We start from the raw sequence: 26,743 nt of genomic DNA on the forward strand, positions 1-26,743 counted from the left end.
GCAGCTGAGACGAGCTGCTTACAATGATTGAGACTGCAATGGACGTTCATCAACACTATATCGCAGGACGCTGGGTTGGCTCGGCCAAGACGCTGGACGTGATCAATCCCTCAGACGGCACGAAGATCGCCGAAATATCGCGCGGCGGAGCAGCGGAAATCGATGCTGCGGTCATGGCCGCTCAAGCGGCTCGCAAGGGAGTCTGGGGAAAAACGGACGCGGTCTCCCGCGGCCGGCTCCTCCTTAAGCTCGCTGAGCTCATTCGCCGCGACGCCCAGAAACTTGCAAAGCTCGAGAGCGAGGACGTCGGAAAGCCAATGACCGTTGCGCTTGCCGACTCTGCCGTTTGCGCCAGGTACTTCGAATATTATGGCGCGGCGGCCGACAAGGTCCATGGCGAGACCATTCCGTTCCAGAGTGGCTTCACCGTGATGACGTTCTATGAGCCGCACGGCGTCACCGCACATATCGTGCCCTGGAACTACCCGCTACAAATGACAGGCCGGTCGGTCGCCCCCTCTCTGGCGATGGGCAATGCCATCGTCCTTAAACCTGCCGAGGACACGTCCCTCTCTGCGCTAGCACTGGCAACGCTGGCCGAAGAGGCGGGCATTCCGCCCGGTGTGTTCAACGTCGTCACGGGCCTTGGTGAAGAAGCGGGCGCGGCGCTATCGATTCATCCCGGCATCGGACATGTCAGCTTCACGGGATCCGGTGAGGTCGGCCGCCTTATCCAGACAGCCGCTGCCAGAAACACGATCCCGGTCACACTCGAGCTGGGCGGAAAATCACCGCAAGTCGTCTTTTCGGACGCGCCCCTGCACGAGGCGGCTACTACGATCGTCAAGGGCATCGCACATAATTCCGGTCAGACCTGCAGCGCGGGCTCGCGGGTCCTAATCCAGGATGACATCTACGACGAATTCACAAGCGAGCTCGCCAAGCGCTTCAAGGCACTTCGTGTAGGCTCCGCCAGCCAGGACCTCGATCTCGGTCCCGTCGTCAACGCCGCACAGCGGAGCCGGATCGAAGCCTATCTGGATGCTGCGCGGGGCGACGGATTGCAGATTTTGGCAGAAGGTTCGTTCGGGACGAACCTGCCTTCAGACGGCTATTACGTCAGACCGACGCTGATCGGTAACGTTCCGCCAGACCATCGATTGGCCCAGGAGGAGATCTTCGGTCCGGTGCTGGTCGCGCTGCGCTTCCGCGACGAGAACGACGCGATCTGCATCGCGAACGGGACGCCGTACGGGCTGGCTGCCGGAGTCTGGACATCCGATCTTGGCCGGGCAATGCGCCTGTCTCGCAGCATCGAGGCAGGACAGGTGTTCGTGAACAATTACGGCGCCGGCGGCGGCGTTGAGCTGCCGTTTGGCGGCGTGAAGGGATCAGGTTTCGGCCGAGAGAAGGGATTCGAGGCGCTGTACGGCTTTGGCGTACTGAAGACGGTGACGATCCGTCATGGTCTCTGAGAGCCTCAAGCTGCGTCGAGCGCGGTCGGTTAGCTTGCGTGGTCTGCCATTTCGTACCGTTCGTCGTCAGTGTCTTTCCTCCCGCGACGAACGTCAACTGGCCGCCCCCTCGCGGGGCGGCCACTTTTCCTGTTTCAAGCCGCGCCTCGATGCGGGCTTCGCATCAAGTTCTAGAGATAACTGACGATGAGTAGATCAATCTATGGCGGTCCCGTTTTCGAAATGGCCAGGCAGCAGTTCGACCAGGTTGCCAACCATCTGCAGATTCCGGAAATGGACAGGGATCGGCTACTTTATCCGATTCACCGGGACGATGGTCGAACGGAGGTCTTTCAGGGATACCGGGTCCAGCATCACCTGACGCTTGGACCTACGAAGGGCGGCACCCGGTTCGCTCCCTCGGTGGATGTCGGCGAGGTTGCTGCACTGGCTGTTTGGATGAGCTGGAAGTGCGCGCTGGCAGGACTTCCCTACGGCGGAGCGAAGGGAGGCATCACCGTCGATCCTTACACGCTGTCGCCGCGTGAGCTCGAGGCGCTGTCTCGGCGCTACATGCAGGAGATGATACCCTTCGTCGGACCGCACACCGATGTCATGGCGCCGGACATGGGCACGAACGAGCAGGTCATGGCCTGGTTCATGGATACCTATTCCATGTACCAGGGACAGACGATCAACGAGATCGTCACCGGCAAGCCGGTGTCGGCTGGAGGCACACTTGGCCGCCGCGAAGCGACCGGGCGGGGCGCTGCCTATCTTGTTGGCCGGGCCCTTGATCATCTTGGAATCAAGGCCGGCCATGCAACGGCCATTGTCCAGGGGTTTGGCAATGTCGGGTCGGTTACCGCGTATTCTCTTGCCGAGAGAGGGGTCAAGATCATCGGTGTCAGCGATCACACCGCCGCATACTTTGATGCCGCGGGGCTCAACATTGCGGAGCTACAAAAGCACGTCTCAAAACACGGCCAGCTCGCAGGCTTTTCGACCGAGAGCACCATTGAGCCTTCGGAGCTGCTGCTGCGAAAATGCGATGTGCTCGTGCCAGCTGCAATGGAACAGGTGATCACAGGTCAAAATGCGTCCGCGCTCAAATGCCGTATCCTTGCTGAGGGCGCCAACGGTCCGACCACGCCTGAAGCCGACGCCATCCTGGATCAGCGGCGCGATGAAATCTTTGTGCTGCCCGATATTCTCTGCAACTCCGGCGGAGTCATCGTGAGCTATTTCGAGTGGGTGCAGGATCTGCAGCGGCTATTCTGGGAGGAGGCCGAAGTGTTCGACCGCCTGTACCGAATTCTCGAGCGCTCGTTGCAGCAAGTGATCGCTCGCGCCAAGCGCGAGAGCATTTCTCATCGCATGGCGGCCATGGCCATCGGCGTCAATGTTGTGCAGTCCGCCAAGAATACCAGAGGCCTTTTTCCGTGATGACTGTCGTTCCGACCCATCGTACCGAAACGGAGAGACCCATGCTTGTTGCCCCCTGGCGGATCGGAATCGACATCGGAGGCACGTTTACCGATGTCGTGGCTATTGATGCCAACGGCCAGATCGAGGTCCTCAAGTCGCCCTCCAGGCCTGACGATCCCACAGCTGGCGTGATGGGAGCACTTGAAGGGCTCGCGCGTCGTCTTGGCCTTGCCACGAAAGACCTGCTTGGCGGCTGCGCGATGCTCGTGCACGGTTCGACAATTGCGACGAACACCGTCCTCGAGGGCAAGGGGGCCAAGATCGGCCTTCTCACGACCAAGGGCTTTCGCGACACCCTTGAGATCCGGCGGGGCATCCGAGAGGAGCCTTGGAACCATCGTCCGGCGTTCCCGAACGTGCTCGTGCCACGCCGCTGGCGCTTGGGGGTCGGCGGGCGTCTCGACAAGGATGGGCGTGAACTCGCAGCTCTGGACGAGGCAGAGGTGAAGGCGGCATCAGCGGCATTCAAAGCCGCTGGTCTTGATTGTGTCGCGGTGTCCTTTCTCCATAGCTATGCCAATGGCGCGCAGGAGCGCCGGGCCATGGAGATCCTGTCGGCGGAGTGGGATCCGGATGCAATCTTCTGTTCCCATGAGATCTCCCCTTACGCTGGTGAATATGGTCGCACGTCTTCGACGGTGCTCGCTGCCTATGTCTCGAAACGAGTCGTTCCCTACCTGCGCTCCCTGGAAGGTATTTTGCGCCAGAGCGGACTATTCGGTCCGCTGCTCCTCATCCAAAGCAACGGGGGGATCTCATCCGTCGACGAAATCGCGCGCAATCCCGCCTGCCTACTTCTGTCGGGCCCTGCGGCGCAGGTTGGTGCGCTGAGACATGTCGCAGCGACGGCGGGCACCGATAACCTGATCTCTCTGGAGATGGGAGGGACGAGCTGTGACCTCGCATTGATGGAAGGGGGCCGAGTCCATTCGACCGACCGAATCGATATTGCAGGATACCTCGCCCTTGTGCCGAGCGTGGACATTCACTCTGTGAGCGCCGGCGGCGGGAGTATTGCTCGCCTCGATGCTGGCGGAATGGTGACGCTTGGACCCGATGGCGCCGGATCGATACCGGGCCCGGTCTGCTATCGGCGCGGAGGACAGAACCCGACCAACACGGACGCCCAGCTCGTCCTCGGCCGACTTGCCCCAGGGCCATTCGCCGGCGGCACGCTCGATCTTGACGATCAGGCGGCCCGGCAGGCGCTTCAGCGTGTCTATGGCGATACCGTTGGGTTAGCGCCCGAAGCGGCCGCGCTTGGCGTCGTCGAACTGATGGATCAGAATTTGCGGCATGCCGTGGAGCATGTGAGCGCGGAGCGTGGCTTTGACCTTCGTAACTTTACGCTCGTTGCCGTCGGCGGCGCCGGCGCGTTGCATGCATGTTCCGTGGGCCGGAGCCTCGGCTGTTCGACGGTTTACATTCCGCGGCTTGCAGGCGTCTTCTGCGCGTTCGGCATGCTCAATTCCGACGTGCGCCTCGACGAGGTCCGAACCATCCGCCGACCATTCAATAAGGAGGCGCTGCAGGATCTGGAGCGTGTCGCGCACGAGCTGGAAATCGGGTTGCGTGCACGTCTCATGGCATACGGCGAGGCTGGCAGTCTTCCGCGTTTCACCCGCTACATCGATCTCAATTACTTGGATCAGCAGTCTCAGCTTTCGATCGAATGGGCGGATGACAATATCAACAGCATCGTCGCGAACTACGAGGAGCGCTACAGCCTGCTTTATGGCCACGCTCACAAGCATTCGCCGATCATGACCTGCGCGTTGCGTGTCAGCGGATCTCGCCAGTTTCCGGGCGTTTCGATCGAGAAACTACCAGTCACCGACTACGTTCCGCCACCCTCCGGCAAACGTCACATCTACGTCAGTCGGGAGATTGGAGCTGTTGATGCAGACGTCTACGAAGGCTCAGATCTGCGGCCAGGCGCGCATCTTACCGGACCTGCAGTCATCAACGACGTGACAACAACCGTGTTCATCGGAAAGGATGACAGGTTGGAAGTGGACGCGACGAACAATTTCGTCGTTCGGCTGGCCATTCCGGCTCAAGGAGGCAAGGCATGAGGGCAATCGATCCAATCAGCTTGGCGCTCGGCCAGAAGCAGCTCGATCACATCTGCCGCACGATGGGTTGGGTCATGGCGCGCACAGCGCGAAGCCCGATCTTCAGCCAGTCGCACGACTTCTCTTGCTTCATCGGAAGCAGGTCGGGGCAGGTTGTATCTCAGGCTGACGGCATTCCAATTCATACCGGAGGTGGCGGCATTGCGCTGGCACGGCTTCTGGAAACCTTCGGCGATCGCATTAATCCCGGCGATTGTTTTCTGGCCAACGACCCCTATGTCGCCGGCGGCAATCACCTGCCTGATTTTACAATCATGCGACCGGTGTTTCTGAACGGCGCACTTGTGGCATTCACCTGCAACCGCGCGCATCAGTCCGACATCGGCGGCGGAGCGGCCGGAACCTACAATCCGAAGGCCGAGGAGATCTTCCACGAAGGCCTGCGCATCCCTGTCGTCAAGCTGGTCTCGCAAGGAGAAATCCAGGATGATCTCTGGCGTCTGATCCTTCTTAACTCGCGGACACCCGACCTTTTGGACGGCGACCTCCGCGCCATGCTGGGCTCGACGGAAATCGGCGCCAAGCGAGTTCAGGACATGGCGAGCCCGATGGGAGCCGAGGGGCTGGACACATTATTCGCATCCTTGCTCGATTGGGCAGAGGAAAGCTTCCTGGCAGCGATCCGTAAACTCAAGCCTGGAACGTACACGGGCGAGGACTTCTTCGATCACGATTGCTTCGAGACCACTGACGCACGCATCAAGACCGCCATTACCATCGGGACCGACGGAGTTCTCGTCGACTTCGCGGGCACAAGCCCCCAGATGCGCGGGTTCAAGAACAGTTCACTGGCGAATACCCGATCGGCCGTGCTGTTTGGGCTGGTCTCGTTTCTTGGTGCACACATCCCTCGTAACGATGGCGTCTTCCGCCGTGTTCGCGTCGAGGCCCCCGAGGGATCGCTCGTCAATGCCAAGCCGCCAGCCCCCGTCACCTCCGCGACGACCTATCCAGCACATCAGATCATACATGCGATCTGGCAGGCCTTGAGTCCGACGGCTCCCGAACTGAGCTGCGCTGGCTGGAGCCGGATCTCGCATTGCAATACGTCCGGCACAGATGACAGCGGACGATACTACGTCGCATATCAGTGGCTGGCGCAGCCTGGCGCCGGCGCCGTCAAAGGGCGGGACGGATTCAACGTCATGGGGCAGATCACGACCCTTGGCGGTCTTGCATTGCCGGACGTAGAAGACTTTGAAACGAGCTATCCTTTCCTTGTTGAGCGCCAGGAATTTGTCACCGATGGCGGAGGCGCGGGGCGCTATCGGGGCGGCACCGGTGCGATAGCAACAGTCAAAGTACACTATCCTGCAGAATATTCGTTCCGCGGCGAAGGCAACGGCAATCCGACGTCCTTTGGCGTTCTGGGGGGCCGTGCCGCGGGCATCGGGAGCTGTTCAATCAAATTCGAGGATGGTTCGTCCTATGCACCACCCCGTTTTGGTGTCGAACGGCTGCAACCGCTGACACTCACGATTAAAGCTGCGGGTGGAGGCGGTTTCGGATCACCATATCTGCGACTGGCGGAAGAGGTCCTCAACGACGTTCTCGATGGAATGGTCAGCCGTGAAATGGCCGAGGCAGACTATGGAGTTGTTCTGACCGGTCAAGATCTGCAAATCGATGAAGAAGCAACGCGCGTGCGCCGTCAACTGCTGAAAAAGGCCGAAAGCGTAGCGCAACCGAACCCTGTTCCCTGAAGGGCCGAACCGCTCAAAGCCTAAATTTGGAGTCCCGAGTGCATGACCTGAGCGACATCAGCAAGTCCGCCCTGCTCACGCGTCCCGACCTGCATGAAGCAACCGAGGGCGAGTTCAAGGGCTGGCGCACCTGGACGTTCGATAGTTTCCTGAACGGAAACGGACCGTTTTGGCATCGTGTGAACGCGGATCGAACAGTCCATTGTGCTTTCCGCGCGCAGTCGAAACATCTCAATGGCCATGGGAATGTTCATGGCGGCTGCTTTATGGCCTTCGTGGATTATTGCGTGTTTGCCATTGCAGGCCTCGTGCTGGAGAGCCCCGGTGTAACGGTCTCCCTGTCCAGCGAATTCCTCGATGCAGCGCGCGAGAACGAGCTGATCGAGGGAACGGGACAGGTGACCCGGGCCGGCGGCTCGCTGATCTTTATACGAGGTGAGTTGAAATCCGGCGACCGAATGCTTCTCACGTTTTCCGGGACTATCAAACGATTGAAGCAAAAGGATCGCAAGTAATGCAGTAATGAGCCGCAATCCGGGGATGGCCTTGCTCGGCTCGCTGTGGCCTGCGGTGTTGGACGCTATTCCGATTGGACGCGGCGATCTTTGCGAAGCGCCACGCGTCTTCGCCACTTCTGTTCACCCGAACGACCGGTCGATCGTGCGGCGCACGCGCACCTTGCCTGGACCCTCATGGTATTCTTTTATGATGCGGTCTTCCAGCGCTCGCTCGGTTTGAGTGGAGCGGTTGCGCTGGCGTAGATAGTCGTGCCACGTGTGGAAGTGATAGCGCTCGATCCACATATCCGGCTCCGCCATGTTTCGCGCAAGTGACCAACCGTAGGCGCCGTTGCGCTTCCGGACGAGCCGGAGGTCCTGCATACTCCTCCGAAACCCTGGCGAGTTTTTCGGCTGAATTCGATATTCGATCTCGATCACCACAGTTCCGTCGCGCCCGCTTATGGGCACCCGCACCTCTGGATCCTCGAGAAGACTTCCTTCTTCCGCACGCCCCTTCACAGGCGGCATCCGCAGCCCTAGGCCAATCAATGGTGACGCAATCATCAATGCGGCCGCGATGAGGAGGGCAGTTTCGACACCCGCGAAGTGCGCCAAGTGCCCCCAAGCCCAACTGCCGAGGGCCAGCCCGCCGGCTGATGCCGCCTGATAGGCTGCCAGAGACCGTGCTGCGACCCAGCGGGGAGCGGAGAGCTGTACACCAACATTCAACAGCGTCCAACAGAGGGTCCACCCAGCACCTGCGACCGCCAATCCCAGTGCGGCGATGAAAGAGTTTCGGCTGACCGCCATAAGAGCAATGCCTGCGCCCATAGCGAGTGCGCAATATCGAAGGGCTGCTTCTCCGCTCAAGTGCTTGCGCACCATTCCGATATTTGCAGCTCCGATGACAGCTCCCGCACCAAAGGCTCCCAGCATCAGACCGTATGTTGATGCGCTGCCGAGGAGGAGATCGCGGGCCACCAGCGGCAAGAGAGCCAGGATGACTGCGCTTGTTAAGCCCATGATAGTCGTCCGCAACAGCACGACCATGATAGGGGGTGAGTTGGCGATATACCGGACGCCCAAAAGAATCGCGCGGTCGAGCCGTTCCGGCGGTAGTCGCGACCGCTCAGCGGCGCGCTTCCACAGATAGAGCGCACCGATGAGCGGCACATAGCACACGGCGTTCAATGCAAACGCGGCGAAAGTCCCCGCAGTAGCCACAATGATGCCGCCGATTGCCGGTCCTACGCTTCGTGCAATGTTGTAGCTGATTCCGTTGAGTGCGATGGCGGCAGGCAGAGCTTGCGCTGGCACCTGCTCGCTGACGGCCGCCTGCCATGCGGGCCCCCACATAGCGGTCCCAGTGCCCGCTGCAAAGCAAAGCGCGAGCAGGAGGTTCGGCGTGAGTAGCCCCAAGCACGCGAGTGTCGCCAATGTGGTCGTGGCCGCCAAGGCGATAACTAGTGAGATCAAAGCCACGATGCGTCGATCATGCAGATCCGCGATCGCGCCCGCGGGAATTGCAATGAGCATCACCGGAAGTCCAAGAGCAGTTTGCACCAACGCGACCTTGTCAGCGGAGGATGACATCTCAGTCATGGCCCAAGCCACTCCAACTCCTTGTACCAGACTGCCCAGATTTGAGATCAGGCTTGCGATCCAGATACGACGGAATGCGCGGTGGCGCAGGGGAGCAGCAATATGATCAGCCCTGGCAGAGTCCGCGGGACCTGCAAGGTCAAGTGCGCAACTCTCTGTGCCCTGCGTCTTCGGCCGGTCTGCCGAACGACCTGGCGCCGCGGCGGCGTGGTTTGTTGAACGAAGTGAATTGTCCGGACACACGAACGGTCTACCTTCCGAAGGGCTTGTTAAACCCGACCGATTCGACATCGTCATCTATCGTAGCCCCATGCGCAGCAGAGTTGCAGTAACGAAGGCCTCTTTGGCGCCGGATTGCTGCGTGGCCCGGGATACGCCGACAGTTGCTTTTGAACTGATCGCCGGAGGAGTTTTACGTGTGACCGCGCCTCAGTGCTCAAGAACAAGGTCGAGATTTCGGGCAGGGATTGCATCGCTCCGGAACTCAGCGCAGCCCCAAAAGTGGTCGGTGAAGCGGACGCATCCATTGACAAATAGCAGAACCAAATGGTTCATGTCACCCATGATGTAACGATTGACGGATGGTTAGGGCCATGTCCGACTGGAGCGAGATGCGTCAACGGCTGGTTTCGGCCGCAACTAAGATTACCGGTGCGAAGGGCATCCTTTCGTTGCCTTCCGAGACGGCTGGCTACCTCATCGATTGGCGCCGACGATATAAGGGCGAGGCTCTCGCCGTAGCGATGCCGACGAGTGCGGAGCAGGTTTCGAAATTGGTTAGCCTGTGCTCCGGTCTTGGGATTGCATTAGTGCCGCAGGCGGGAAATACCGGCATGACCGGAGGTGCCGTCCCCATCAACGATCGTCCCTCCATGATCCTGAACGTTTCAAAGCTGAATCGGGTGAGAGAGATCGATAGCAAAAACAATTCGGTTATCGCCGAGGCCGGCTGTATTTTGGCGACCCTTCGAGAGACCTTGGAGCGCGAAGGTAAGCTGTTTCCGATGCAGCTTGGCAGCGTCGGCAGTTGTCAAATTGGCGGCTTGGTCTCGACAAACGCTGGTGGCATAAATGTCCTGCGCTATGGAAACATGCGCGACCTCATATTGGGCCTGGAGGTCGTCCTGCCGGACGGCAAAATTTGGAATGGTCTCAAGGTTCTGCGGAAAGACAACTCGGGATACGATCTCAAGCAGCTCTTCATCGGAGCAGAGGGAACGCTTGGGATTGTAACTGCCGCAGCGCTTAAGCTCTTTCCGCAGCCGACGAATAGCGGAACGGCGATGGTGTCACTGCCAAGTATACAATTTGCCGTCGACCTCCTGAGGGCCTTCGCCGATGGTGCAGCAGGCAAGGTCGAGGCGTTTGAAATCATCTCAAAGGGGCAGCTCGAGAACGTTCTCTCGCACCATGAAGAGTTGCCGCCGATGCCGCTGTCCTCGCCGTGGTATGTCCTGATCGAACTGGCCGACAGCAGTCTCGGCTGGGACCCGAATCAGGTTTTTGAGCAAATTCTAGCGGGCGCCATCGAGCGAGGCTTGATCCATGATGCCGTCATTGCCTCAGATTCCAAAAAAGCTGAGCGTCTATGGAAGTTGAGGCATACGATCTCTGAAGCGAACATGCGTAAAGGATTTTCCGTCGCCAACGACACATCCGTGCCAATCTCGAAGATAGCGGTCTTTATCGAGCGAGTGGATAAGCGGCTGAAGCAAGAATTCAAATCCGCCGACGTGTACTATGCGGGACATGTGGGGGACGGGAACATTCACGTAATCATCGTCTTCGACAGAGCGTTCTACGATACTCACGAGAAGCGAGAAAAAGCGGCTGCGCGCGCCAACTTCGTTGTTCATGAAGCAAGTGTTGAGCTGGATGGCAGCATCAGCGCCGAGCACGGGGTTGGCCTTATGCATGTCGATGAGCTCGAACACTTCAAAAGCGATGTCGACCTTGAAATGATGGCACAGATCAAGAGAGCTTTCGATCCTGATAACATCATGAATCCCGGCAAGGTACTGGCCACCCCCCGCGTTGTTGCGGCGCGCAACATTACGATTTGAAAGAGAATCAACATATGAAACTTGTGTGTGCAGCCTATCGCGATGCGGTCCGCATTGGAGTGGTTTCGGGCGAAACGGCCATCCTGCTCCCCAAGGAGTTTGGTGATCTCCTGCCAATCATAGAGGGTGGGGCCGAAGCACTAGCCGAGGTAAGGAGACTGGCCGGTGGAAAGGAAGCTGAGCACGTACTGCTTGCAGATTTGGCGCTCCTGCCGCCGATCCGGCGCTTTCGCCGCGACATCCTTTGCACAGGATGGAATTATCTGGATCACTTCAACGAAGGCAAAGAAAAGCGCGCCAGCCAAGAGGTTAAGGAGCTGCCCAAAGCGCCGACGTTTTTTACGAAGGGGCCCGATACAGTCATCGGACCGCGGGATTCCATCGCATTCGACCCGAGGATCTCGAGCAAATGGGACTACGAAGCGGAGTTGGCCGTGGTCATCGGAAAGGCCGGCCGCAGCATTCCGGAGCGCGAAGCGGCAGCCCACATCTTCGGCTATTGTTTGGCAAACGACGTTTCGCAGCGAGACTTGCAGCGGCGGCACGGCGGCCAGTGGTTCAAGGGCAAAAGTATTGATGGGACGATGCCGATCGGTCCATTTCTGGTGACCCAAGACGAGGTCGATCTCGCTACGGTCAGGCTTCAATGCCTGGTGAACGGAGAAGTTCTCCAGGATGCTCTGGTCTCCCAGATGGCTTTTCGGGTTGAGAAGTTGATTGCGGAGCTCTCATTTGGGATGACGTTGAGGCCTGGAGACTTACTGCTGACGGGAACACCTAGCGGTGTTGGTTTCGCCCGCACTCCGTCCATCCTGCTGGCTGAGGGAGACGAGGTCATTGTACGCGGGACGGGTCTTGGCGAACTGCGTAACCGTCTAGGGCGCGTAGATCTTTTTGGCGACTCGGACGTCTCGCTGGAATGATACGTAGGCGCCACTGGATCAGACCGAGCTGAACAGCCAAGGGCCTGCTGCACTTCCTCCGAGGAGTGCTCCGAGCATCTACCGCAGTATGCCGAAGAGGATGGCCAGACACGAGAGGCATCGCTAGGATATCTCGTCCAGTCAGTTGGGCTGGCACAATATGGAGATGCCGGGTGGGGTCAGTGGATCTGATTGAAGAAATCAAGGAAATCTGCGTCGATTTGTCGGGGCAGTCTGTAGACGCTGCGCACTATCTTATCAACAATCCGGACGAAGCAGCCTTCCATTCGATGCGGGAGATTGCACGTCGCGCAAACGTCCCTCCGGTGAGCCTTGTCCGGCTGGCGCAGCGCATGGGCCTACCCGGCTATGGCGAACTGCGGCAGCGCTTCATCGACACGATGCGCGATCGTCAACAGAGGGATCGCCTGTCTACAACGCGAAACGAACAAACCGCACAGGTATTGATCCATAAAATGGGCGAGGGCGCCCGATTGGATGACGTTATCGAGTCGTTTTTCGCGGCGGAACTTGACGTCGTGCGGCGAGCTCGCGCGCACCTGTCCGAGGAAAAGGTGACCAAAGCAGTCGGACTTTTGGCCAAGGCGCCGAAAGTGTTTGTTTGTGGCAGAAGGACAACATTCACTCCAGCTTATACATTGGCGTACGCCTTACGAAAGGCTCGCCCAAACGTGATCCTGTTGGATAGCCCGGGAGGAGCGCCTGAAGGTCTGCTGGATGACCTCTCGCCCGGAGATGCGTTCGTGGCAGTGACTTTTGCTCCCTTCAATCGGGTCGTTCACAAGCTTGCTCAGAAGGCGGCGCAATCCGGAGCGCGCATAATCTCAATTACAGATAGCTTCGCTGCTCCAGTGAGTGAGCTTGAGGGTCTGCATTTTGTTGCGCAAACGTCCGGGCAGGCGTTTCCAGAATCGACCCTGGGGGCCATTGCGATAGCCAACCTCCTTGCTGCCCTAACAATTGGACGCCTTGGCGAGCCTGCACAAACCAGGATCCGCGAAAACGAGCGTTTCTTGCACGGATCGGGCGAATATCTCTTCTCGGGGAAGGCTATCAAGCGCCGGCGGCCTTTGGTCGCGATTTCGCAAAAACCGACAGGCAAAGACAAGCGAAAAAAGCGCTGAAACGCCAGTCCAGTCATTCTGGTTGCGGTGCAGGAGGTCGCAACTTATCCCGGTTGGATCAAATGATCCGCTTGACAGAAATGCGGATCATGTTGTTCATTGAGTTCATCTGATTTTCCGGAGATGATGAATGACTGGTCCAGGAGCAGTTGGGGCGGGCGTGAGTGCTGCCGCGAAATCGCGGTCCGAGGCGGCCTATGTGCGCGAAACCAAGGTGGTGCCGGGCGGCTCGATGCGCGCCGCCCAATGGTTCAAGCCTCATCCTCCTTACGCTGCGCGGGGCGAGGGGTGTTGGGTCACTGACATCGACGGGCGGCGAATACTCGATTGTGCGAACAACTTCTTTTCGCTCATTCACGGCCATGCGTTTCCTCCAGTTCTGGACGCGGTGCATCGCGCGATGGCCAGCGGTACGGCCTTTGGGTTGCCAACCGAGGGCGAGATCCTGCTGGCCGAAGCGCTGGCTGCGCGTAACCCAAGGATGGAGCAGACGCGCTTCTGTAACTCCGGAACAGAGGCGGTACTCTCGGCGGTAAAGGGGGCGCGCGCCATCACTGGTCGGGAAAGGATTGCAAAATTCGAGGGTTGCTATCACGGCGCCTACGATTGGATGGAGGTGAGCCTCGACCCGACACCCGCCAGTTGGAATGACGAGAATGGAAACCCCGTTTCGGTGCGATCCAATGCTGGCGCGCCGGAGTCGGTCCTGCGCGAAACGGTCGTGTTGCCCTATGACGATCCGCAGCGTTGCGCTGACATTCTCCGCCGTGAGGGGCGCTCTCTAGCTGCAGTCGTCGTCGACCCTCTCGCCTCGCGGGCCGGAACGGTGCCGATGTCGAAGGAGGTTGTGGCTGTTCTGCGCGAGGCGTGCCGGCGTGATGAAATTTTGTTGATCGCCGATGAAGTAATCAGCTTTCGCCTTTCGTTTGATGGAGCGTCCCGGTCTTTCGGCCTTGAGCCAGACTTCATAACAACCGCAAAGATCATCGGGGGAGGTCTGCCGATCGGAGCCGTCTCCGGCTCGGCAGGTCTCATGTCGGTCTTCAATCATGCCGAGGGCAAGCCGAAAGTGTCGATGGGCGGTACATTCAGCGGCAACCCGCTAAGCATGGCGGCAGGGCTCGCATCCCTCGCTCACTACTCGCAGTCAGCAATTGAGCGCCTGAACGGACTGGGTGATCGGCTCCGCAATAGGGTCGCAGATGGTTTCTCTGCCGCCGGCGTTGAAGCAAGCTTTACGGGAATGGGGTCGCTGTTCAGACTTCATTTGGGAAGCGCCAATGTCACCGGCTACAGGACGGCTTACACGAGCCCGGAAAAAACCCAACTCATCCGCCGCATCCAGTTTGCGATGTTGGACGAAGGCATCCTGTTGACGCCAAACTGCTCAGGTGCGCTATCGACCCCGATGACGGAGGCTGAGACCTCCTTGATCGCAGACAAGTTGGTCGCTGTCGTTGCCCGCGAATTGGCGGGGCTTGGGCGCGTTACTGCCGGCTGACAGCCGCGCCTGTGACACAAACCTTGGACCGTCAGGCCTAGACCCGAGAATGTATTTGATGGGACCCGCTCCATGTTAGTTGCGCCGTTTCGAGTTGGAGTTGATATCGGGGGCACTTTTACGGATCTTGTGCTCGTTGACTCTCAGGGCAGGATCGAGGCATTCAAGTCGCCATCGGTTCCGACAAATCCCACCGAGGGAGTCCTCGCGGCGGTTGAACTGGCCGCTAAGTCACTGAAGATCAGCGTCAAGGATTTTCTTTCTAACACCGGCTTGTTCGTCCATGGGTCGACGGTTGCGACGAACACCCTGCTCGAAAAGAAGGGAGGAAGGGTCGGTTTGTTGCTCACGGATGGGTTTCGTGATTCACTGGAAATTCGTCGGTCTATTCGGGAAGACGTCTGGGACCATCGCCGGCCGTTTCCGCAAGTCCTCGTTCCCCGATATCTTCGGCTCCCTGTGAAAGAACGGATAGAGGCCGATGGTACTGTCCGAATTCCGTTCGATCCGGAATCGGTCGCCGCCGCTGCCCGGATATTTGCGGAAGAAGGGGTGGAGGCGGTCGCCATCTGCTTTCTTCATGCTTACGCAAATCCCGCACATGAGCGTGCGGCAAAGGCGGAGCTGCAGAAGCTCCTTCCCAGGGTATGGGTTTCCACGTCGTCAGACATCGCCCCAACAATCGGGGAGTATGAAAGAACATCGACGACCGTCGTCAACGCATACGTCGCTCCGCGCGTTGTTCCTTACCTGAAAAGCTTGGCCGAGCGGCTGGGCGGGTTGGGCCTGCCACGCAAGCTGCTCATGATCCAGTCGAATGGCGGTGCAATCTCGATCGACGAAATCGGCCATGCGCCTGTTAATCTGGTCTTGTCGGGACCCGCAGCCGGCGTCGGGTCGCTGAGGTTCTTCGGCAAGGATGCAGGCTCGGACCATTTGATCTCAATAGAAGTCGGCGGCACAAGCTGCGACGTCACATTGATGCAGCGCGGTGAGGTCAGCATGACTGACCAGATCGTGCTGGATGGTTACCACTTGAATATTCCCGCGGTCGACATCCACACCGTCGGAGCGGGGGGCGGGACCATCGCCTCGGTCGACGGCGCCGGCCTTCTGAAGGCTGGCCCTGAAGGTGCGGGAGCCATGCCAGGGCCTGCTTGCTACGGTCGCGGTGGTGAGCGTCCCACCGTGACAGATGCTCAACTCGTGTTGGGCCGTCTCAAGCCCGGTCCATATGCCGGGGACGCCATCACGCTGGATCTGGAGAGAGCAAAGAGAGCGATCGAAACTCACATCGCTCAGCCCTTGAAACTGAGCGTTGAGGACGCGGCTGCCGGCATCATCCAGTTGGTCGAGCGCAATATTCTGCACGCGGTGGAACGTTCTTCGCTTGAAAAGGGCTACAATCCAAGAAGCTTTACGCTTGTGGCGGCAGGCGGCGCCGGCCCTCTGCATGGCTCCGCCGCGGCCAGGCTGCTTGGCAGTGCAAGTCTGTACGTACCCCGCCTTGCGGGGGTGTTCTGTGCTTTCGGCATGTGCAATTCGGATCTTCGCCATGACCATTTGCGAAGTTGGATGCAGGACCTCGACAGCAAAACCGCTTCATCGCGAAACTCGCTAGAGCAAGGATTCCAGCAGATCGAGGCGGCGGCAGGCAAAGTCCTGACGCGAGAAGGCTTCGAGGGAGCTCGCGCAGTCCTCCGGCGCGGCTATGATCTGCGCTATTTCGGTCAGCAATGGACAATTGCTGTTGAATGCCCCTCGACCGATCCTGCGGTCGTCCGCAAAAACTTTGAGACCGCTTATGAGCGTCTCTTTGGATACGTGCAGCCCGGTGGGGCGATCGAGATCGTAAACCTCCGCGTCGCAGCGATCGGCAAGCTTGATGCCCTCGAGATCCCCGGCGCTCTCCCAGCTGCTGCGAACCCGTTGCCGCAATCGCACCGACGCGTGTGGATCGATAGAGAGGCTGGATATGCCAACATCCCTGTCTATGACGGCACAATCCTTAAGCCCCGTCAGCAACTGGTGGGGCCTGCGGTAATCGAAGAAGCCACTACCACGATCTTCGTAGGGCCGGGCGATTGGGTCACGATGACTGATGCGGGCAACTATCACGTGTCCATCGCCCATGCCGGAGCTGCAGCATAAGCGAGGGGCTGTGCACTGGTGAGGTTTGTGGCCCGCAGAGGGAATGGCGAACGGATTCGATGCAGATGGGCTCGGCAGTTGACGCAAGAATGGTAGGTGAAAGCATGAGCACCGGGGTGACTTACGATCCTGTTCTGTTGGCGATCCTGCAGAAGCAGCTTGACCACATCAGCGTGCAGATGGGTGCGATCATGACGCGCACTGCGCGCAGTCCCATCTTCAGCCAGAGTCACGATTTTTCGTGTTTCATTAGCAGCGCAACGGGAGAGACGATCGCTCAGGCAGATGGACTGCCGGTTCACTCCGGCGGCGGCGGGTTTGCCGTTCGCGCCGTGCTAAGAGACTTTACGGACCAGATCGAGGATGGAGACGTTTTCATTCTCAGCGATCCGTATGTTGCCGGCGGCAACCATCTGCCCGATTGGACCCTCATCCGTCCGGTCTTTGTCGCCGCGGAGCTCGTCGGATTCTGCAGCAACCGCGCTCATCAATCTGACATCGGGGGGGGCGCCGCTGGAACCTACAATTCGGCTGCCACAGAGATTTTCCACGAGGGAATCCGGCTACCTGCTCTCAAGCTTATCGAAAAGGGCAAGCGACGAGACGACCTCTGGAGATTGCTGCTGTTGAATTCTCGTTGCCCCGATTTGATGGAGGGGGATCTTGGAGCGATGCTGGGTTCCACGCGGATCGGCGCTAATCGGATGGCCGAGATCGTCGGCCAGCTCGGCGTTGAGACAGGACGATCGTATTTGACCTCTCTGCTAGATTACGGTGAGCGGCGAATGCGCCAGGCGATCTCGGCACTTCCGGACGGCACTTGGGACGGTCTCGACGTAAGTGACACGGATTGCTTCGAAAGCGTCGATGTAGAAACGCGGGTGAAGGTGACGATCTCCGGCGATAGCATTGAGTTCGATTTCACCGGCACCTCGCCACAAATAAAGGGATTCAAGAACAGCGGTATCGCCAACACTCACTCATCCGTTTACTGCTCTCTTTCATCGTTCCTGGATCCCGATATCCCGCGTAACGAAGGTGTTTATCGCTGCGTCAAGATCATTGCTCCGGAAGGTACGATCGTAAATGCCTTGCCGCCGGCTCCAATGACGATGAATACCGTATTTCCGGCCATTGACATTATGAACGCTTGCTGGCGTGCATTGGCTCAAGCAGAGCCAAGTCGCGCCTGCGCGGGCTGGGGCAAGTCCGTCCATAGCAGTTCGGCCGGAAAGAAGGCCTCTGGTGAAGTCTTCGTCCTTTACCATTGGCATGGCAGCGCAGGTGGCGGAGCAGTGAACGGGCGCGACGGTTTCCCGACGAGCAGCCATCAGATGACACTCGGCGGAATGTTCATTCCGAACGTCGAAACCTACGAGCAGAGTTATCCCATCCGCATCCATCGTTATCAGATGCGCTCCGATTCCGCGGGGGCTGGCGAATACCGGGGCGGAACTGGCGTCCATTACGTTGCCGATGTATTAGTCGGCGGGGAGCACTCACTGCGCGGCGAGGGCGCCCGCAAAGCTACGGGTGCAGGCGTTAATGGCGGCCTTTGGGGCGCCAAAGGATCGCTGAAAGGCTTCGACTTGGGTACGGGAGAAGAGTTCTACTGCCCACAATATGGAGTCCAGCAGGTCAAGCCGTTTCGTATCGTCATCGAGTCGCCCGCGGGGGGCGGCTGGGGGCATCCTCACAATCGACATCCCGTCGCAGTCCTGCGCGACGTCCGCGATGAACTCGTCTCGCCAGAAACTGCTCTCGGCGTCTACGGGGTAGAGATTTCAAAGGACCGAAGGTCGATTGTCTCAACGAAGGCTCGGGACGGAGCATAACGGCGGCAAGGTAAGCAGAGGCAAACTGGTCAATGCGAATACGGTCATCAGTTGCCTGGGATTTAGAGCATCTGTCGTGCCGTTCGTTTGAGAATTGTTCCTATATGCGATCTTCTGAAATTGTCCGTGTCAATGTTCCTCCCGCGACGGACATCACTGGCCGCCCCGTTTTGGGGGCGGCCGTTTTTCTCCCGCGAAACTTAACCTTACGCTGAGAACGAGCTGGATGACCTCGTAATGAGTAGATCAATCTATGGCGGCCCCGTTTTCGAGATGGCAAGGCAGCAGTTCGACCAGGTTGCCAATCATCTGCAGATCCCGGAAATGGAGCGCGATCGGCTGCTCTATCCTAAGCGCGCAATTGCAGTGTCCTGCCCGATTCACCGGGACGATGGCCGAACGGAGGTCTTCCAGGGTTACAGGATCCAGCATCACCTGACGCTGGGTCCCACAAAGGGCGGTACAAGGTTCGCGCCCTCCGTCGATGTCGGCGAGATCGCTGCACTGGCTGTGTGGATGAGCTGGAAATGCGCGCTGGCGGGACTTCCCTATGGCGGAGCGAAGGGAGGCATCACTGTCGACCCGTACACGCTGTCGCCGCGCGAACTTGAGGCGCTGTCCCGACGCTACATGCAGGAGATGATACCCTTCGTCGGGCCGCACACCGATGTGATGGCGCCTGACATGGGCACGAACGAGCAGGTCATGGCCTGGTTCATGGATACGTATTCGATGTACCAAGGACAGACGATCAACGAGATCGTCACGGGAAAGCCGGTGTCGGCGGGCGGCACGCTTGGCCGACGCGAAGCGACGGGGCGCGGGGTCGCCTATCTGGTCGGCCGGGCGCTCGACCATCTTGGGATCAAGGCGGGTGATGCGACTGCCATTGTCCAGGGGTTCGGTAATGTCGGCTCAGTGACCGCGTACTCGCTTGCGGAGCGAGGCGTCAAAATCATCGGCGTCAGCGATCACACCGCCGCATACTATGATCCGGCGGGACTGGACGTCTCCGAGCTGCAGAGACGCATTGCCAAGCGAGGCCAGCTTGCAGGTTTTTCGAGCGAGTGCACCATTGATCCCTCGGAGCTTCTTTTGCGACAATGCGATGTGCTCGTACCAGCCGCGATGGAGCAGGTGATTACAGGTCACAATGCCTCCGAGCTCAAATGTCGTATTCTGGCCGAGGGCGCCAACGGTCCGACGACCCCTGAAGCCGATGCGATTCTCGATCGCCGCCGCGACGAGATCTTCGTGCTGCCCGATATTCTCTGCAACGCAGGCGGGGTCATCGTCAGCTATTTCGAATGGGTGCAGGATCTGCAGCGGCTGTTCTGGGAGGAGGCTGAAGTGTTCGATCGCCTCTACCGCATTCTCGAACGATCCTTCCAGCAAGTGATTGCCCACGCCAATCGCGATGGCATTTCTCATCGCTTGGCCGCCATGGCGATCGGCGTGAGCGTCGTGCAATCGGCTAAGCAGACCAGGGGTCTTTTCCCGTAACCAGCGCACGGCTCTGCCGTCGACCAAACTCAGAAGTCGTGGTTCATCTTGTCCATGAACCCCTTCGACGAAATCGCAGTCGAGGAAGCGCTGCGCCTGAAGGAAGCCGGCAGGCCACCGAGGTCGTGGTGGTCTCGATCGGACCGGCGCAGGCGTCGGAGACGATCCGCACCGGTCTTGCCATGGGCGCCGATCGCGGCATCCTGGTGAAGGCGGAAGGCAGCGTCGAGCCGCTCGCCGTCGCCAAGATCCTGAAGAAGGTTGCGGACGAAGAGCAGCCGGGCTTGATCATTCTTGGCAAGCAGGCGATCGACGATGACTCCAACCAGACCGGCCAGATGCTGGCTGCGCTGCTCGGCTGGTCGCAGGCGACCTTCGCCTCCAAGCTCGAGGTCGAAGGCTCTGAGTTCAAGGTCACCCGCGAAGTCGATGGCGGCCTCCAGACGGTGAAGCTGAAGGGACCGGCGATCGTCACCACCGACCTCCGCCTCAACGAGCCGCGCTACGCCTCGCTGCCCAACATCATGAAGGCGAAGAGGAAGCCGATCGCGGAGAAGACCGTCGCCGATTACGGCGTCGACATTGCCGCGCGCCTCGAGATTCTGAAGACGGCTGAGCCCGCGGGCCGGAAGGCCGGCGTCAAGGTCAAGGACGTCGCCGAGCTGGTGTCGAAACTCAAGAACGAAGCCGGGGTGCTCTGATGACGACGCTGCTGATTGCCGAACACGACAATGCGTCGCTCAAGGACGCCACCAACAAGGCCCTGACCGCAGCTGCCGCGCTCGGCGCGGATGTCGAGGTGCTGGTTGCCGGCCAGAACGCCAAGGCCGCGGCGGACGCCGCTGCCAAGCTCGCCGGCGTGAAGAAGGTGCTGCTCGCCGATGGCGACCTCTACGCGCATGATCTCGCCGAGCCGCTGGCTGCTTTGGTCGTGTCGCTGGCGTCCGGCTATGACGCGATCGTCGCACCGGCGACCTCGCGCTTCAAGAACGTGATGCCCCGCATTGCCGCTCTGCTCGACGTCATGCAGGTCTCGGAGATCATCAAGGTGGTCGCGCCCGATACCTATGAGCGTCCGATCTATGCCGGCAACGCCATCCAGACGGTGAAGTCGAAGGACGCCAAGAAGGTCATCACGGTCCGCACCTCCACCTTCGCCGCAGCAGGCGAGGGCGGCAGCGCTCCGGTCGAGGCCATAGCGGCGGCCGCCGATCCGGCATTGTCGACTTTCGTCGGTGAGGAAGTCGCCAAGAGCGATCGTCCCGAGCTGACCTCGGCCAAGATCATCGTCTCCGGTGGCCGCGCCATGCAGAGCCGCGAGAACTTTGCCAAGTACATCGAGCCGCTCGCGGACAAGCTGGGCGCCGGTGTGGGTGCCTCGCGCGCCGCGGTCGACGCCGGCTATGCGCCGAACGACTGGCAGGTCGGCCAGACCGGCAAGGTCGTCGCCCCCGAACTCTATGTCGCGGTCGGCATTTCCGGCGCGATCCAGCATCTGGCCGGCATGAAGGACTCCAAGGTGATCGTCGCCATGAAGGACTCCAAGGTGATCGTCGCGATCAACAAGGACGAGGACGCGCCGATCTTCCAGGTCGCCGATTACGGCCTGGTCGCCGACCTCTACCAGGCGGTTCCGGAGCTGACGGCCGAACTCGGAAAATAGGTTCAGACCATAGGCCGATTGCGACACGATTGCGCGTTTACCCGTCGGGTCGAGCACAACCGCGCGGATGAGAACCTAAACTCTAGGTGCCAAATGCAACACTCGAACGATGTCGAAAACTCAGCCGCTTTCAACATGCATGAAGCAACGGACGGTGAGTTCAAAGGCTGGCGCACTTGGTCATCCGATACATTCTTGAACGAAACTGGCCCTTTTTGGCATCGAGTAGAAACTAATGGAGCAGTACGTTGCGCGTTTCGCGCGCAGGCCAAGCACCTCAATGGCTTCGGCAATGTCCATGGAGGCTGCCTTATGGCCTTTGTGGACTACTGTGTCTTCGCGATCGCTAACCCCATACTCAACGGCACCGGAGTGACCGTTTCGCTTTCCGGCGAGTTCCTGGGCGCAGCGCGCGAGGCTCAGCTAATCGAGGCAACCGGTGAGGTGACCCACGCCGGCGGCTCACTCATTTTCGTCCGCGGTGAGTTGAAATCGCGAGATCGGCGATTATTCACCTTTTCCGGCACAATTAAGCGGACCAAGATGCGCGCGTAGGAAGTTTCGCGGCGCTAGATGGTAGTGCGAGTTTTCCGCCTGCCCGAAACGCTTCAATATATAAGGATCTGTTGCTGCCGATGCAGGATCTGCCCGTGCACGGCCACGCCTTCATCGGCAGAACACAATTGCCGAGTGATCAGGGGGATTGCTCAAGTGCAGCCTTGGATGAGGTTGGCAGGATTGGCTGCAAGTCTGTGACCCGTCAATCACGATCGCCGATCGCTTCAAAGCGCGCTGGGTCCAAAGCCAGCCGAGGGAGTACGCCTTGTCCAAACGGACTGATTAATCCATATTGACAACATGTGGATCATATGATCCTGTCCCGCACAAACGACGAAACCGGTGATTATGCTCAGGGGTTGGAGCGCTCGTGGAATCAGAATTCGATTACATTGTGGTGGGCTCGGGTTCGGCAGGTAGCGTCGTGGCCTCCAGGCTGTCTGAGGATCCAACCTTGTCCGTGCTTCTCATTGAGGCAGGTGGGTCAGACAAGTCCCTCAGGATCGCAATGCCGGGCCTGGCCAGCTCGCTCTACGGGGATCCGAAATATGATTGGTCCTTTACCGCAGAGCCCGATCAAACGCGTGCCGGGCAGCGCGACTATATGCCTCGCGGAAAGGTCCTCGGAGGAACGAGCGCGATTAACGCGATGTGCTTTCTTCGTGGGAGCGCCGAAGATTTCGATGATTGGGCTTCGCTCGGCAACGAGGGCTGGAATTATCCGAGCGTTCTTCCCTATTTTCGCAAGCTGGAGAGATACGAAGGCGGGGAAAATGCTACGCGCGGCAATACTGGACCGCAGCCGGTGTCCTTCTTGAGGTCAGCACATGCGATGTCAAAAATCTTCTTGGAGGCTTGTGTCCGCCATGGAGCTAAACACATCGATGACCTCAACGGTGGAGAGTACGAGGGGGTTGGCTTTCCGCAGGTTTCGCAGCTGAAAGGATCGCGATACAGCGCGGCGCGCTCATACGTCTGGCGAGCGGTAAAGCGCCGAAACTTTCGTCTCATGTTGCATGCGCAAGTTCGGCGAGTTCTGTTCGAGAATCGTAGGACAACTGGCGTTGAAGTGGTTAGAGGCGATCGCCGCATCAGCTTAAAGGCTCGCAAAGGAGTGGTGCTGAGTGCTGGAGTATTTGGCTCGCCTCACATTCTCATGCTCTCGGGCATCGGGCCCGCGGCGCAATTGAGGCCGCTAGGGATTGATATTCTCGTCGACTCTCCTGGGGTCGGCCGGAACTTCCAGGATCACGCTGGCACGCGCCACGTGGTACGCGTTGATACCAGAACACTCAACATGATAGCCGGGCCGGTGGAGAAATTGGAGGCCGGATTGCGTTGGCTGTTGCTCGGACAAGGGCCAGCGGCGAGTTCGATGACGCAGGTGGTCCTGACGCGAAAATTGGACTTCGGAAACCAGCTTTCCCGCTTTCAAGTCCTGTTCACGCCAGGAGCCTATGAGCTGGGGCCAAATGGGCCCCGGTTTCTTGATCGACCGGCTGTCACCGCGATCGTGAACGTTCACAGGCCGTACTCTTCCGGCCATCTCGAATTGGACTCGTCCGATGATCGTGAGCCGCTCAAGATTCATCCAAATCTCCTTGCCGATGAGCGTGACGCTGACACTCTCGTTGCAGGCCATAAGATCTTGAGAGAGATTTTCGAAACCGAGCCGCTTCGATCTCGCAAAGTCGAAGAGCTGAGGCCTGGTGTGTCGCTTCAGAGCGACGATAACTTGAAGGCTTTCGTAAAAGAGACCGCAAAGGGAATCTTTCATCCTGCCGGAACTTGCAAGATGGGGACTGATTCGTTCGCTGTGGTCGACAGCAGGTTGTCCGTGAAGGGGCTGCACAACCTTTATGTGGCCGATGCGTCTGTTATGCCCTTTGTCGTGAGCGCGAATCTGAACGCAACTTGCATGATGATTGGAGAGCGGCTGGCTGAATGGTTGAAGGCTGCTTGAAATCTACCCTCGTAGGCCGAACTCTGGTCCAGAGTGCGGTCTGACGCTTCCGCGTTGCCTAAGCCGAGATCCGTACCATCACTTCGGAATGGCCGCAATGGCCGCCGCGTCCCTAGAGGAGTTATCGAGAATGAAGCTAGGTATTGTTGGGCTGGGACAATGGGGGCAGAAGCTTGTCCGGGCAATTCAAGAGGATGGAACGCCAAAGAGCAAGCTGACGCATTTCACCGCGGGCTATACACGCTCGCCAAGCAAGCACCGCGCTTTTGCTCTTCAGGAGAAACTTCACCTGTTCGATAGCTATCAGGAGTTCTTGCGGTCGAACTCCGTCGACGCTGTTGTCATCGCATCGCCCCATAGTGAGCATGTCGATCAGATCTGCCAGGCAGCAGGAGCGGGTTTGCACATTTTCGTCGAGAAGCCGCTAGCGCTGGATTTGGCTGGAGCATTAAGAGCCAGAGACGCCGCGCGGAATGCCGGAAGGCAATTGGCGGTCGGATTCAACCGCAGATTCTTACCGGCGTATTCGCAGTTGAAAGAGCTTGTGAGGAGCGGTCGGCTAGGGCGTATCTTGCATTTGGAAGGCAACTTTTCGGCACCACAAGCTCTTCATATCACGCCCGAGGATTGGCGCGCTCATTATTCCGAAACTCCCGCCGGCGGCATGACGCTGATGGGTATCCATATCTTGGATGCAATGATTGGTCTCGCTGGACCCGTCTCAGGGGTTAGGGCGAGGTCACGAAAGCAGTTTCTTCAAATAGATATGGACGATACCACCGACGTTCAGATTGAATTCACGAATGGCTCTACCGGCTATCTCAGCACGGTGCCTGCGACCGCGCGAAACTGGAGACTCCAGGTGTTCGGAACGGGGGGGTGGGTCGAAATGCATGGTCATCAGCAGCTTACGTTTGCCCCCGTCGGCCAGGATGCCGAAACGACACGTTTCGATGCCATCGACATTGAACGCGCAGAGCTCGAGGCATTCGCGAAGTCTGTTGCCGGTCAGGCGGAGTATCCAATCTCGCTCGACGACGTTATTGGTGGCATTGGCGCGCTCGAGGCGGTTTTCCGGTCCGCACGAGACGACCGTCTCGTAGCTGTCGGAGATTAGGCGAGTTAGGCGGCTGGCCTCCTGTACTATCCATGCGCTCGATCTCTCGGGTCACAGCTACGCTGTGCGATCGCCGCAGCGTGGCGATTTCCCAGGAGCATAGTCGGGCATACAGATAAGTTGCAGAAAGTGCAAAATGTGCGTAAGCGCTTAGCCAGGGCCCTTGATTCGGGATCGGAATAGCTGTGCGGAAGAAGCCTCCGGGTTGGACGGAGGTTTGAGATGGGATTGGACAGCAAAAAGGACGTCCATTTAGACGGCCCAGGGTGGGTGAGCCGGTTGGTAGTTCTGCAAGGACCATCGGGGCGGCGGGTGCGCTCGGAAGCTGAGAGAGCTTCGGATCGTCGCCGAGAGTCTGTTGCCCGGTGCCTAGGTGGCCGAGGTGCCGCGCAAGCATGGAGCGGCGCGCTGGCAGATCTACGATTGGCGACGTCGGCTTCGCCACGGGGCGGGTTGCCGCCGTGCGAGGCGCCGCATCCGACATTCGCGACGCTGGTCGTGGAAGGTTCGTTGGAGGAGCGTCACGTTCCTGCGATCAAGCTTGAGATCGCGATCGGTGATGTCGTACTGCGGACGGATACGGCCATAGATGGCGAGCAGCTGTACCGGGTGATCCGTGCGGTGCGAGCGTCACGATGATCGCGGCCGGCGCAAACCTGAAGATTTACGTTGCAAGGCGGCCGACCGACTTCCGCTGTAGCCACGATGGGCTTGCGGCGAAGGCGCAGAAGATGCTTCGTCTCGATCCGTTCAGCGGGGCCGCCTTCGTGTTCCGATCGAAACGAGCGGACCGAATCAAGATTTTGGTGTGGGACCGAACGGGCCTGGTGTTGGTTCACAAGCACCTCGAAGGTTGCAAGTTCGCTAGGCCAACGATCGCGGACGGCGTGATGCGGATCGCCAGCGATGTTCGTGGCCTTGTTCGAGGGACTGGATTGGAAGTTGGTCCGCGCGGAAGAAGCGCCGCGTCCCCAGGCGGCTGGGTAACTCCGGCAGAACAACTCGGCAGCTATTTTGAGCGTGGCACGCGCGACGAAAACGAATGTCATTCGGCCTGCAATATTGACCCCCTAAGCCGGGGGATCGGCGTCCAAATTTACGCCCCGCATTGCCTCACCCAGAATTTTACTGGACAACTTCTCGCCGATGATTGGGTCGGTGCCATCGAATTGGTTCGGTGGCGTCTATGGCAGGAAAGATCAGCATGGGCGCACGGCGCGAGGTCGTGTCGGCGGTACCGGAGCGTTACCGATCGGCCAAACGAGCGGAGAAGGGACGGATGCTCGACGAGCTGTGCGCGACACCGGGCTGGCATCGCAAGCATGCGGTGCGCGCGCTCCGGCGACGTGAGACGGTTGGACCGGGCGAGGTCGAGGCAACAAGAAAGCGAAGACGCAGATATGGCGCGACGATCAAGGACGCGCTGACGGCGCTGTGAG

General features: G+C 59.2%; 18 protein-coding genes and 2 pseudogenes. 19 read left to right on the forward strand and 1 reads right to left on the reverse strand.

Translation table 11 applies throughout. From position 1 onward, the window contains the following. The first annotated feature begins 38 nt into the window (after positions 1-38). From AC24YW_RS36035 to AC24YW_RS36055, 5 genes are all read left to right on the forward strand, one after another. Positions 39-1,475 (forward strand): aldehyde dehydrogenase family protein, encoded by a 1,437-nt coding sequence (locus AC24YW_RS36035; protein WP_487487127.1) that lies wholly within the window; start codon positions 39-41, stop codon positions 1,473-1,475. A gap of 186 nt (positions 1,476-1,661) precedes the next feature. Then, on the forward strand, positions 1,662-2,900 hold the full coding sequence (locus AC24YW_RS36040) for a Glu/Leu/Phe/Val family dehydrogenase (RefSeq protein ID WP_487487128.1): 1,239 nt from the start codon (positions 1,662-1,664) through the stop codon (positions 2,898-2,900). Between the two features lie 41 nt (positions 2,901-2,941). Continuing rightward, positions 2,942-5,017 (forward strand): hydantoinase/oxoprolinase family protein, encoded by a 2,076-nt coding sequence (locus AC24YW_RS36045; RefSeq protein ID WP_487487129.1) that lies wholly within the window; start codon positions 2,942-2,944, stop codon positions 5,015-5,017. Further along, positions 5,014-6,780 (forward strand): hydantoinase B/oxoprolinase family protein, encoded by a 1,767-nt coding sequence (locus AC24YW_RS36050; RefSeq protein WP_487487130.1) that lies wholly within the window; start codon positions 5,014-5,016, stop codon positions 6,778-6,780. Before AC24YW_RS36045 ends, AC24YW_RS36050 begins: the two co-directional genes overlap by 4 nt. 47 nt (positions 6,781-6,827) lie before the next feature. Then, complete coding sequence (locus AC24YW_RS36055; RefSeq protein WP_487487159.1) at positions 6,828-7,295, forward strand: PaaI family thioesterase; 468 nt, start codon at positions 6,828-6,830, stop codon at positions 7,293-7,295. A 123-nt stretch (positions 7,296-7,418) separates the two neighbouring features. Here AC24YW_RS36055 and AC24YW_RS36060 read toward each other — a convergent pair whose 3' ends face one another. Continuing rightward, positions 7,419-8,984, reverse strand: coding sequence for an MFS transporter (locus tag AC24YW_RS36060; RefSeq protein ID WP_487487160.1), 1,566 nt, complete (start codon positions 8,982-8,984; stop codon positions 7,419-7,421). A gap of 491 nt (positions 8,985-9,475) precedes the next feature. Between AC24YW_RS36060 and AC24YW_RS36065 the strand changes: the two genes are divergently transcribed. The 14 genes and pseudogenes from AC24YW_RS36065 (at position 9,476) to AC24YW_RS36130 (ending at position 26,742) form a co-directional block, all read left to right on the forward strand. Then, positions 9,476-10,945: an FAD-binding oxidoreductase gene (locus AC24YW_RS36065; RefSeq protein WP_487487131.1), complete on the forward strand. Its 1,470-nt coding sequence runs from the start codon at positions 9,476-9,478 to the stop codon at positions 10,943-10,945. After that, positions 10,942-11,868 carry a fumarylacetoacetate hydrolase family protein gene (locus tag AC24YW_RS36070; RefSeq protein ID WP_487487132.1) on the forward strand — a complete coding sequence of 309 codons (927 nt, stop codon included), beginning with the start codon at positions 10,942-10,944 and terminating at the stop codon, positions 11,866-11,868. The genes AC24YW_RS36065 and AC24YW_RS36070 overlap by 4 nt, the downstream gene beginning before the upstream one ends. 182 nt (positions 11,869-12,050) lie before the next feature. Then, positions 12,051-13,013, forward strand: a complete 963-nt coding sequence (locus AC24YW_RS36075) for a MurR/RpiR family transcriptional regulator (protein WP_487487133.1) — start codon at positions 12,051-12,053, stop codon at positions 13,011-13,013. A gap of 130 nt (positions 13,014-13,143) precedes the next feature. Further along, a complete protein-coding gene (locus tag AC24YW_RS36080) occupies positions 13,144-14,514 on the forward strand; it encodes an aspartate aminotransferase family protein (protein ID WP_487487134.1) in 1,371 nt (456 codons plus the stop codon). Between the two features lie 72 nt (positions 14,515-14,586). Next, positions 14,587-16,665: a hydantoinase/oxoprolinase family protein gene (locus tag AC24YW_RS36085; protein WP_487487135.1), complete on the forward strand. Its 2,079-nt coding sequence runs from the start codon at positions 14,587-14,589 to the stop codon at positions 16,663-16,665. A gap of 104 nt (positions 16,666-16,769) precedes the next feature. Next, positions 16,770-18,500: a hydantoinase B/oxoprolinase family protein gene (locus AC24YW_RS36090; protein WP_487487136.1), complete on the forward strand. Its 1,731-nt coding sequence runs from the start codon at positions 16,770-16,772 to the stop codon at positions 18,498-18,500. Positions 18,501-18,737: 237 nt separating this feature from the next. Continuing rightward, positions 18,738-20,003 (forward strand): Glu/Leu/Phe/Val family dehydrogenase, encoded by a 1,266-nt coding sequence (locus AC24YW_RS36095; protein WP_487487137.1) that lies wholly within the window; start codon positions 18,738-18,740, stop codon positions 20,001-20,003. Between the two features lie 48 nt (positions 20,004-20,051). Beyond that, positions 20,052-20,704 (forward strand): annotated as a pseudogene (locus AC24YW_RS36100) (electron transfer flavoprotein subunit beta/FixA family protein); the annotation flags it as partial. Continuing rightward, positions 20,704-21,666 carry an electron transfer flavoprotein subunit alpha/FixB family protein gene (locus tag AC24YW_RS36105; RefSeq protein ID WP_487487138.1) on the forward strand — a complete coding sequence of 321 codons (963 nt, stop codon included), beginning with the start codon at positions 20,704-20,706 and terminating at the stop codon, positions 21,664-21,666. The pseudogene AC24YW_RS36100 and the gene AC24YW_RS36105, both read left to right, overlap by 1 nt. 93 nt (positions 21,667-21,759) lie before the next feature. After that, a complete protein-coding gene (locus AC24YW_RS36110) occupies positions 21,760-22,221 on the forward strand; it encodes a PaaI family thioesterase (RefSeq protein WP_487487139.1) in 462 nt (153 codons plus the stop codon). Positions 22,222-22,594: 373 nt separating this feature from the next. Beyond that, positions 22,595-24,187 (forward strand): GMC family oxidoreductase, encoded by a 1,593-nt coding sequence (locus tag AC24YW_RS36115; RefSeq protein ID WP_487487140.1) that lies wholly within the window; start codon positions 22,595-22,597, stop codon positions 24,185-24,187. 130 nt (positions 24,188-24,317) lie between these two features. Continuing rightward, on the forward strand, positions 24,318-25,304 hold the full coding sequence (locus tag AC24YW_RS36120) for a Gfo/Idh/MocA family protein (protein ID WP_487487141.1): 987 nt from the start codon (positions 24,318-24,320) through the stop codon (positions 25,302-25,304). 635 nt (positions 25,305-25,939) lie between these two features. Then, a pseudogene (gene tnpB, locus AC24YW_RS36125) lies at positions 25,940-26,197 on the forward strand (IS66 family insertion sequence element accessory protein TnpB); the annotation flags it as partial. A 311-nt stretch (positions 26,198-26,508) separates the two neighbouring features. After that, positions 26,509-26,742 (forward strand): hypothetical protein, encoded by a 234-nt coding sequence (locus AC24YW_RS36130; RefSeq protein WP_487487161.1) that lies wholly within the window; start codon positions 26,509-26,511, stop codon positions 26,740-26,742. The last annotated feature ends 1 nt before the right edge of the window (position 26,743 follow it).

Source organism: Bradyrhizobium sp. USDA3516, from assembly GCF_057651995.1.

Bases quoted from the DNA above. Each gene is read 5' to 3' on its own strand.
- AC24YW_RS36130 (WP_487487161.1), top strand. From the start codon at position 26,509: ATGGGCGCACGGCGCGAGGTCGTGTCGGCGGTACCGGAGCGTTACCGA.
- AC24YW_RS36120 (WP_487487141.1), top strand. From the start codon at position 24,318: ATGAAGCTAGGTATTGTTGGGCTGGGACAATGGGGGCAGAAGCTTGTC.
- AC24YW_RS36110 (WP_487487139.1), top strand. From the start codon at position 21,760: ATGCAACACTCGAACGATGTCGAAAACTCAGCCGCTTTCAACATGCAT.
- AC24YW_RS36080 (WP_487487134.1), top strand. From the start codon at position 13,144: ATGACTGGTCCAGGAGCAGTTGGGGCGGGCGTGAGTGCTGCCGCGAAA.
- AC24YW_RS36105 (WP_487487138.1), top strand. From the start codon at position 20,704: ATGACGACGCTGCTGATTGCCGAACACGACAATGCGTCGCTCAAGGAC.
- AC24YW_RS36050 (WP_487487130.1), top strand. From the start codon at position 5,014: ATGAGGGCAATCGATCCAATCAGCTTGGCGCTCGGCCAGAAGCAGCTC.
- AC24YW_RS36090 (WP_487487136.1), top strand. From the start codon at position 16,770: ATGAGCACCGGGGTGACTTACGATCCTGTTCTGTTGGCGATCCTGCAG.
- AC24YW_RS36040 (WP_487487128.1), top strand. From the start codon at position 1,662: ATGAGTAGATCAATCTATGGCGGTCCCGTTTTCGAAATGGCCAGGCAG.
- AC24YW_RS36095 (WP_487487137.1), top strand. From the start codon at position 18,738: ATGAGTAGATCAATCTATGGCGGCCCCGTTTTCGAGATGGCAAGGCAG.
- AC24YW_RS36045 (WP_487487129.1), top strand. From the start codon at position 2,942: ATGCTTGTTGCCCCCTGGCGGATCGGAATCGACATCGGAGGCACGTTT.
- AC24YW_RS36085 (WP_487487135.1), top strand. From the start codon at position 14,587: ATGTTAGTTGCGCCGTTTCGAGTTGGAGTTGATATCGGGGGCACTTTT.
- AC24YW_RS36065 (WP_487487131.1), top strand. From the start codon at position 9,476: ATGTCCGACTGGAGCGAGATGCGTCAACGGCTGGTTTCGGCCGCAACT.
- AC24YW_RS36035 (WP_487487127.1), top strand. From the start codon at position 39: ATGGACGTTCATCAACACTATATCGCAGGACGCTGGGTTGGCTCGGCC.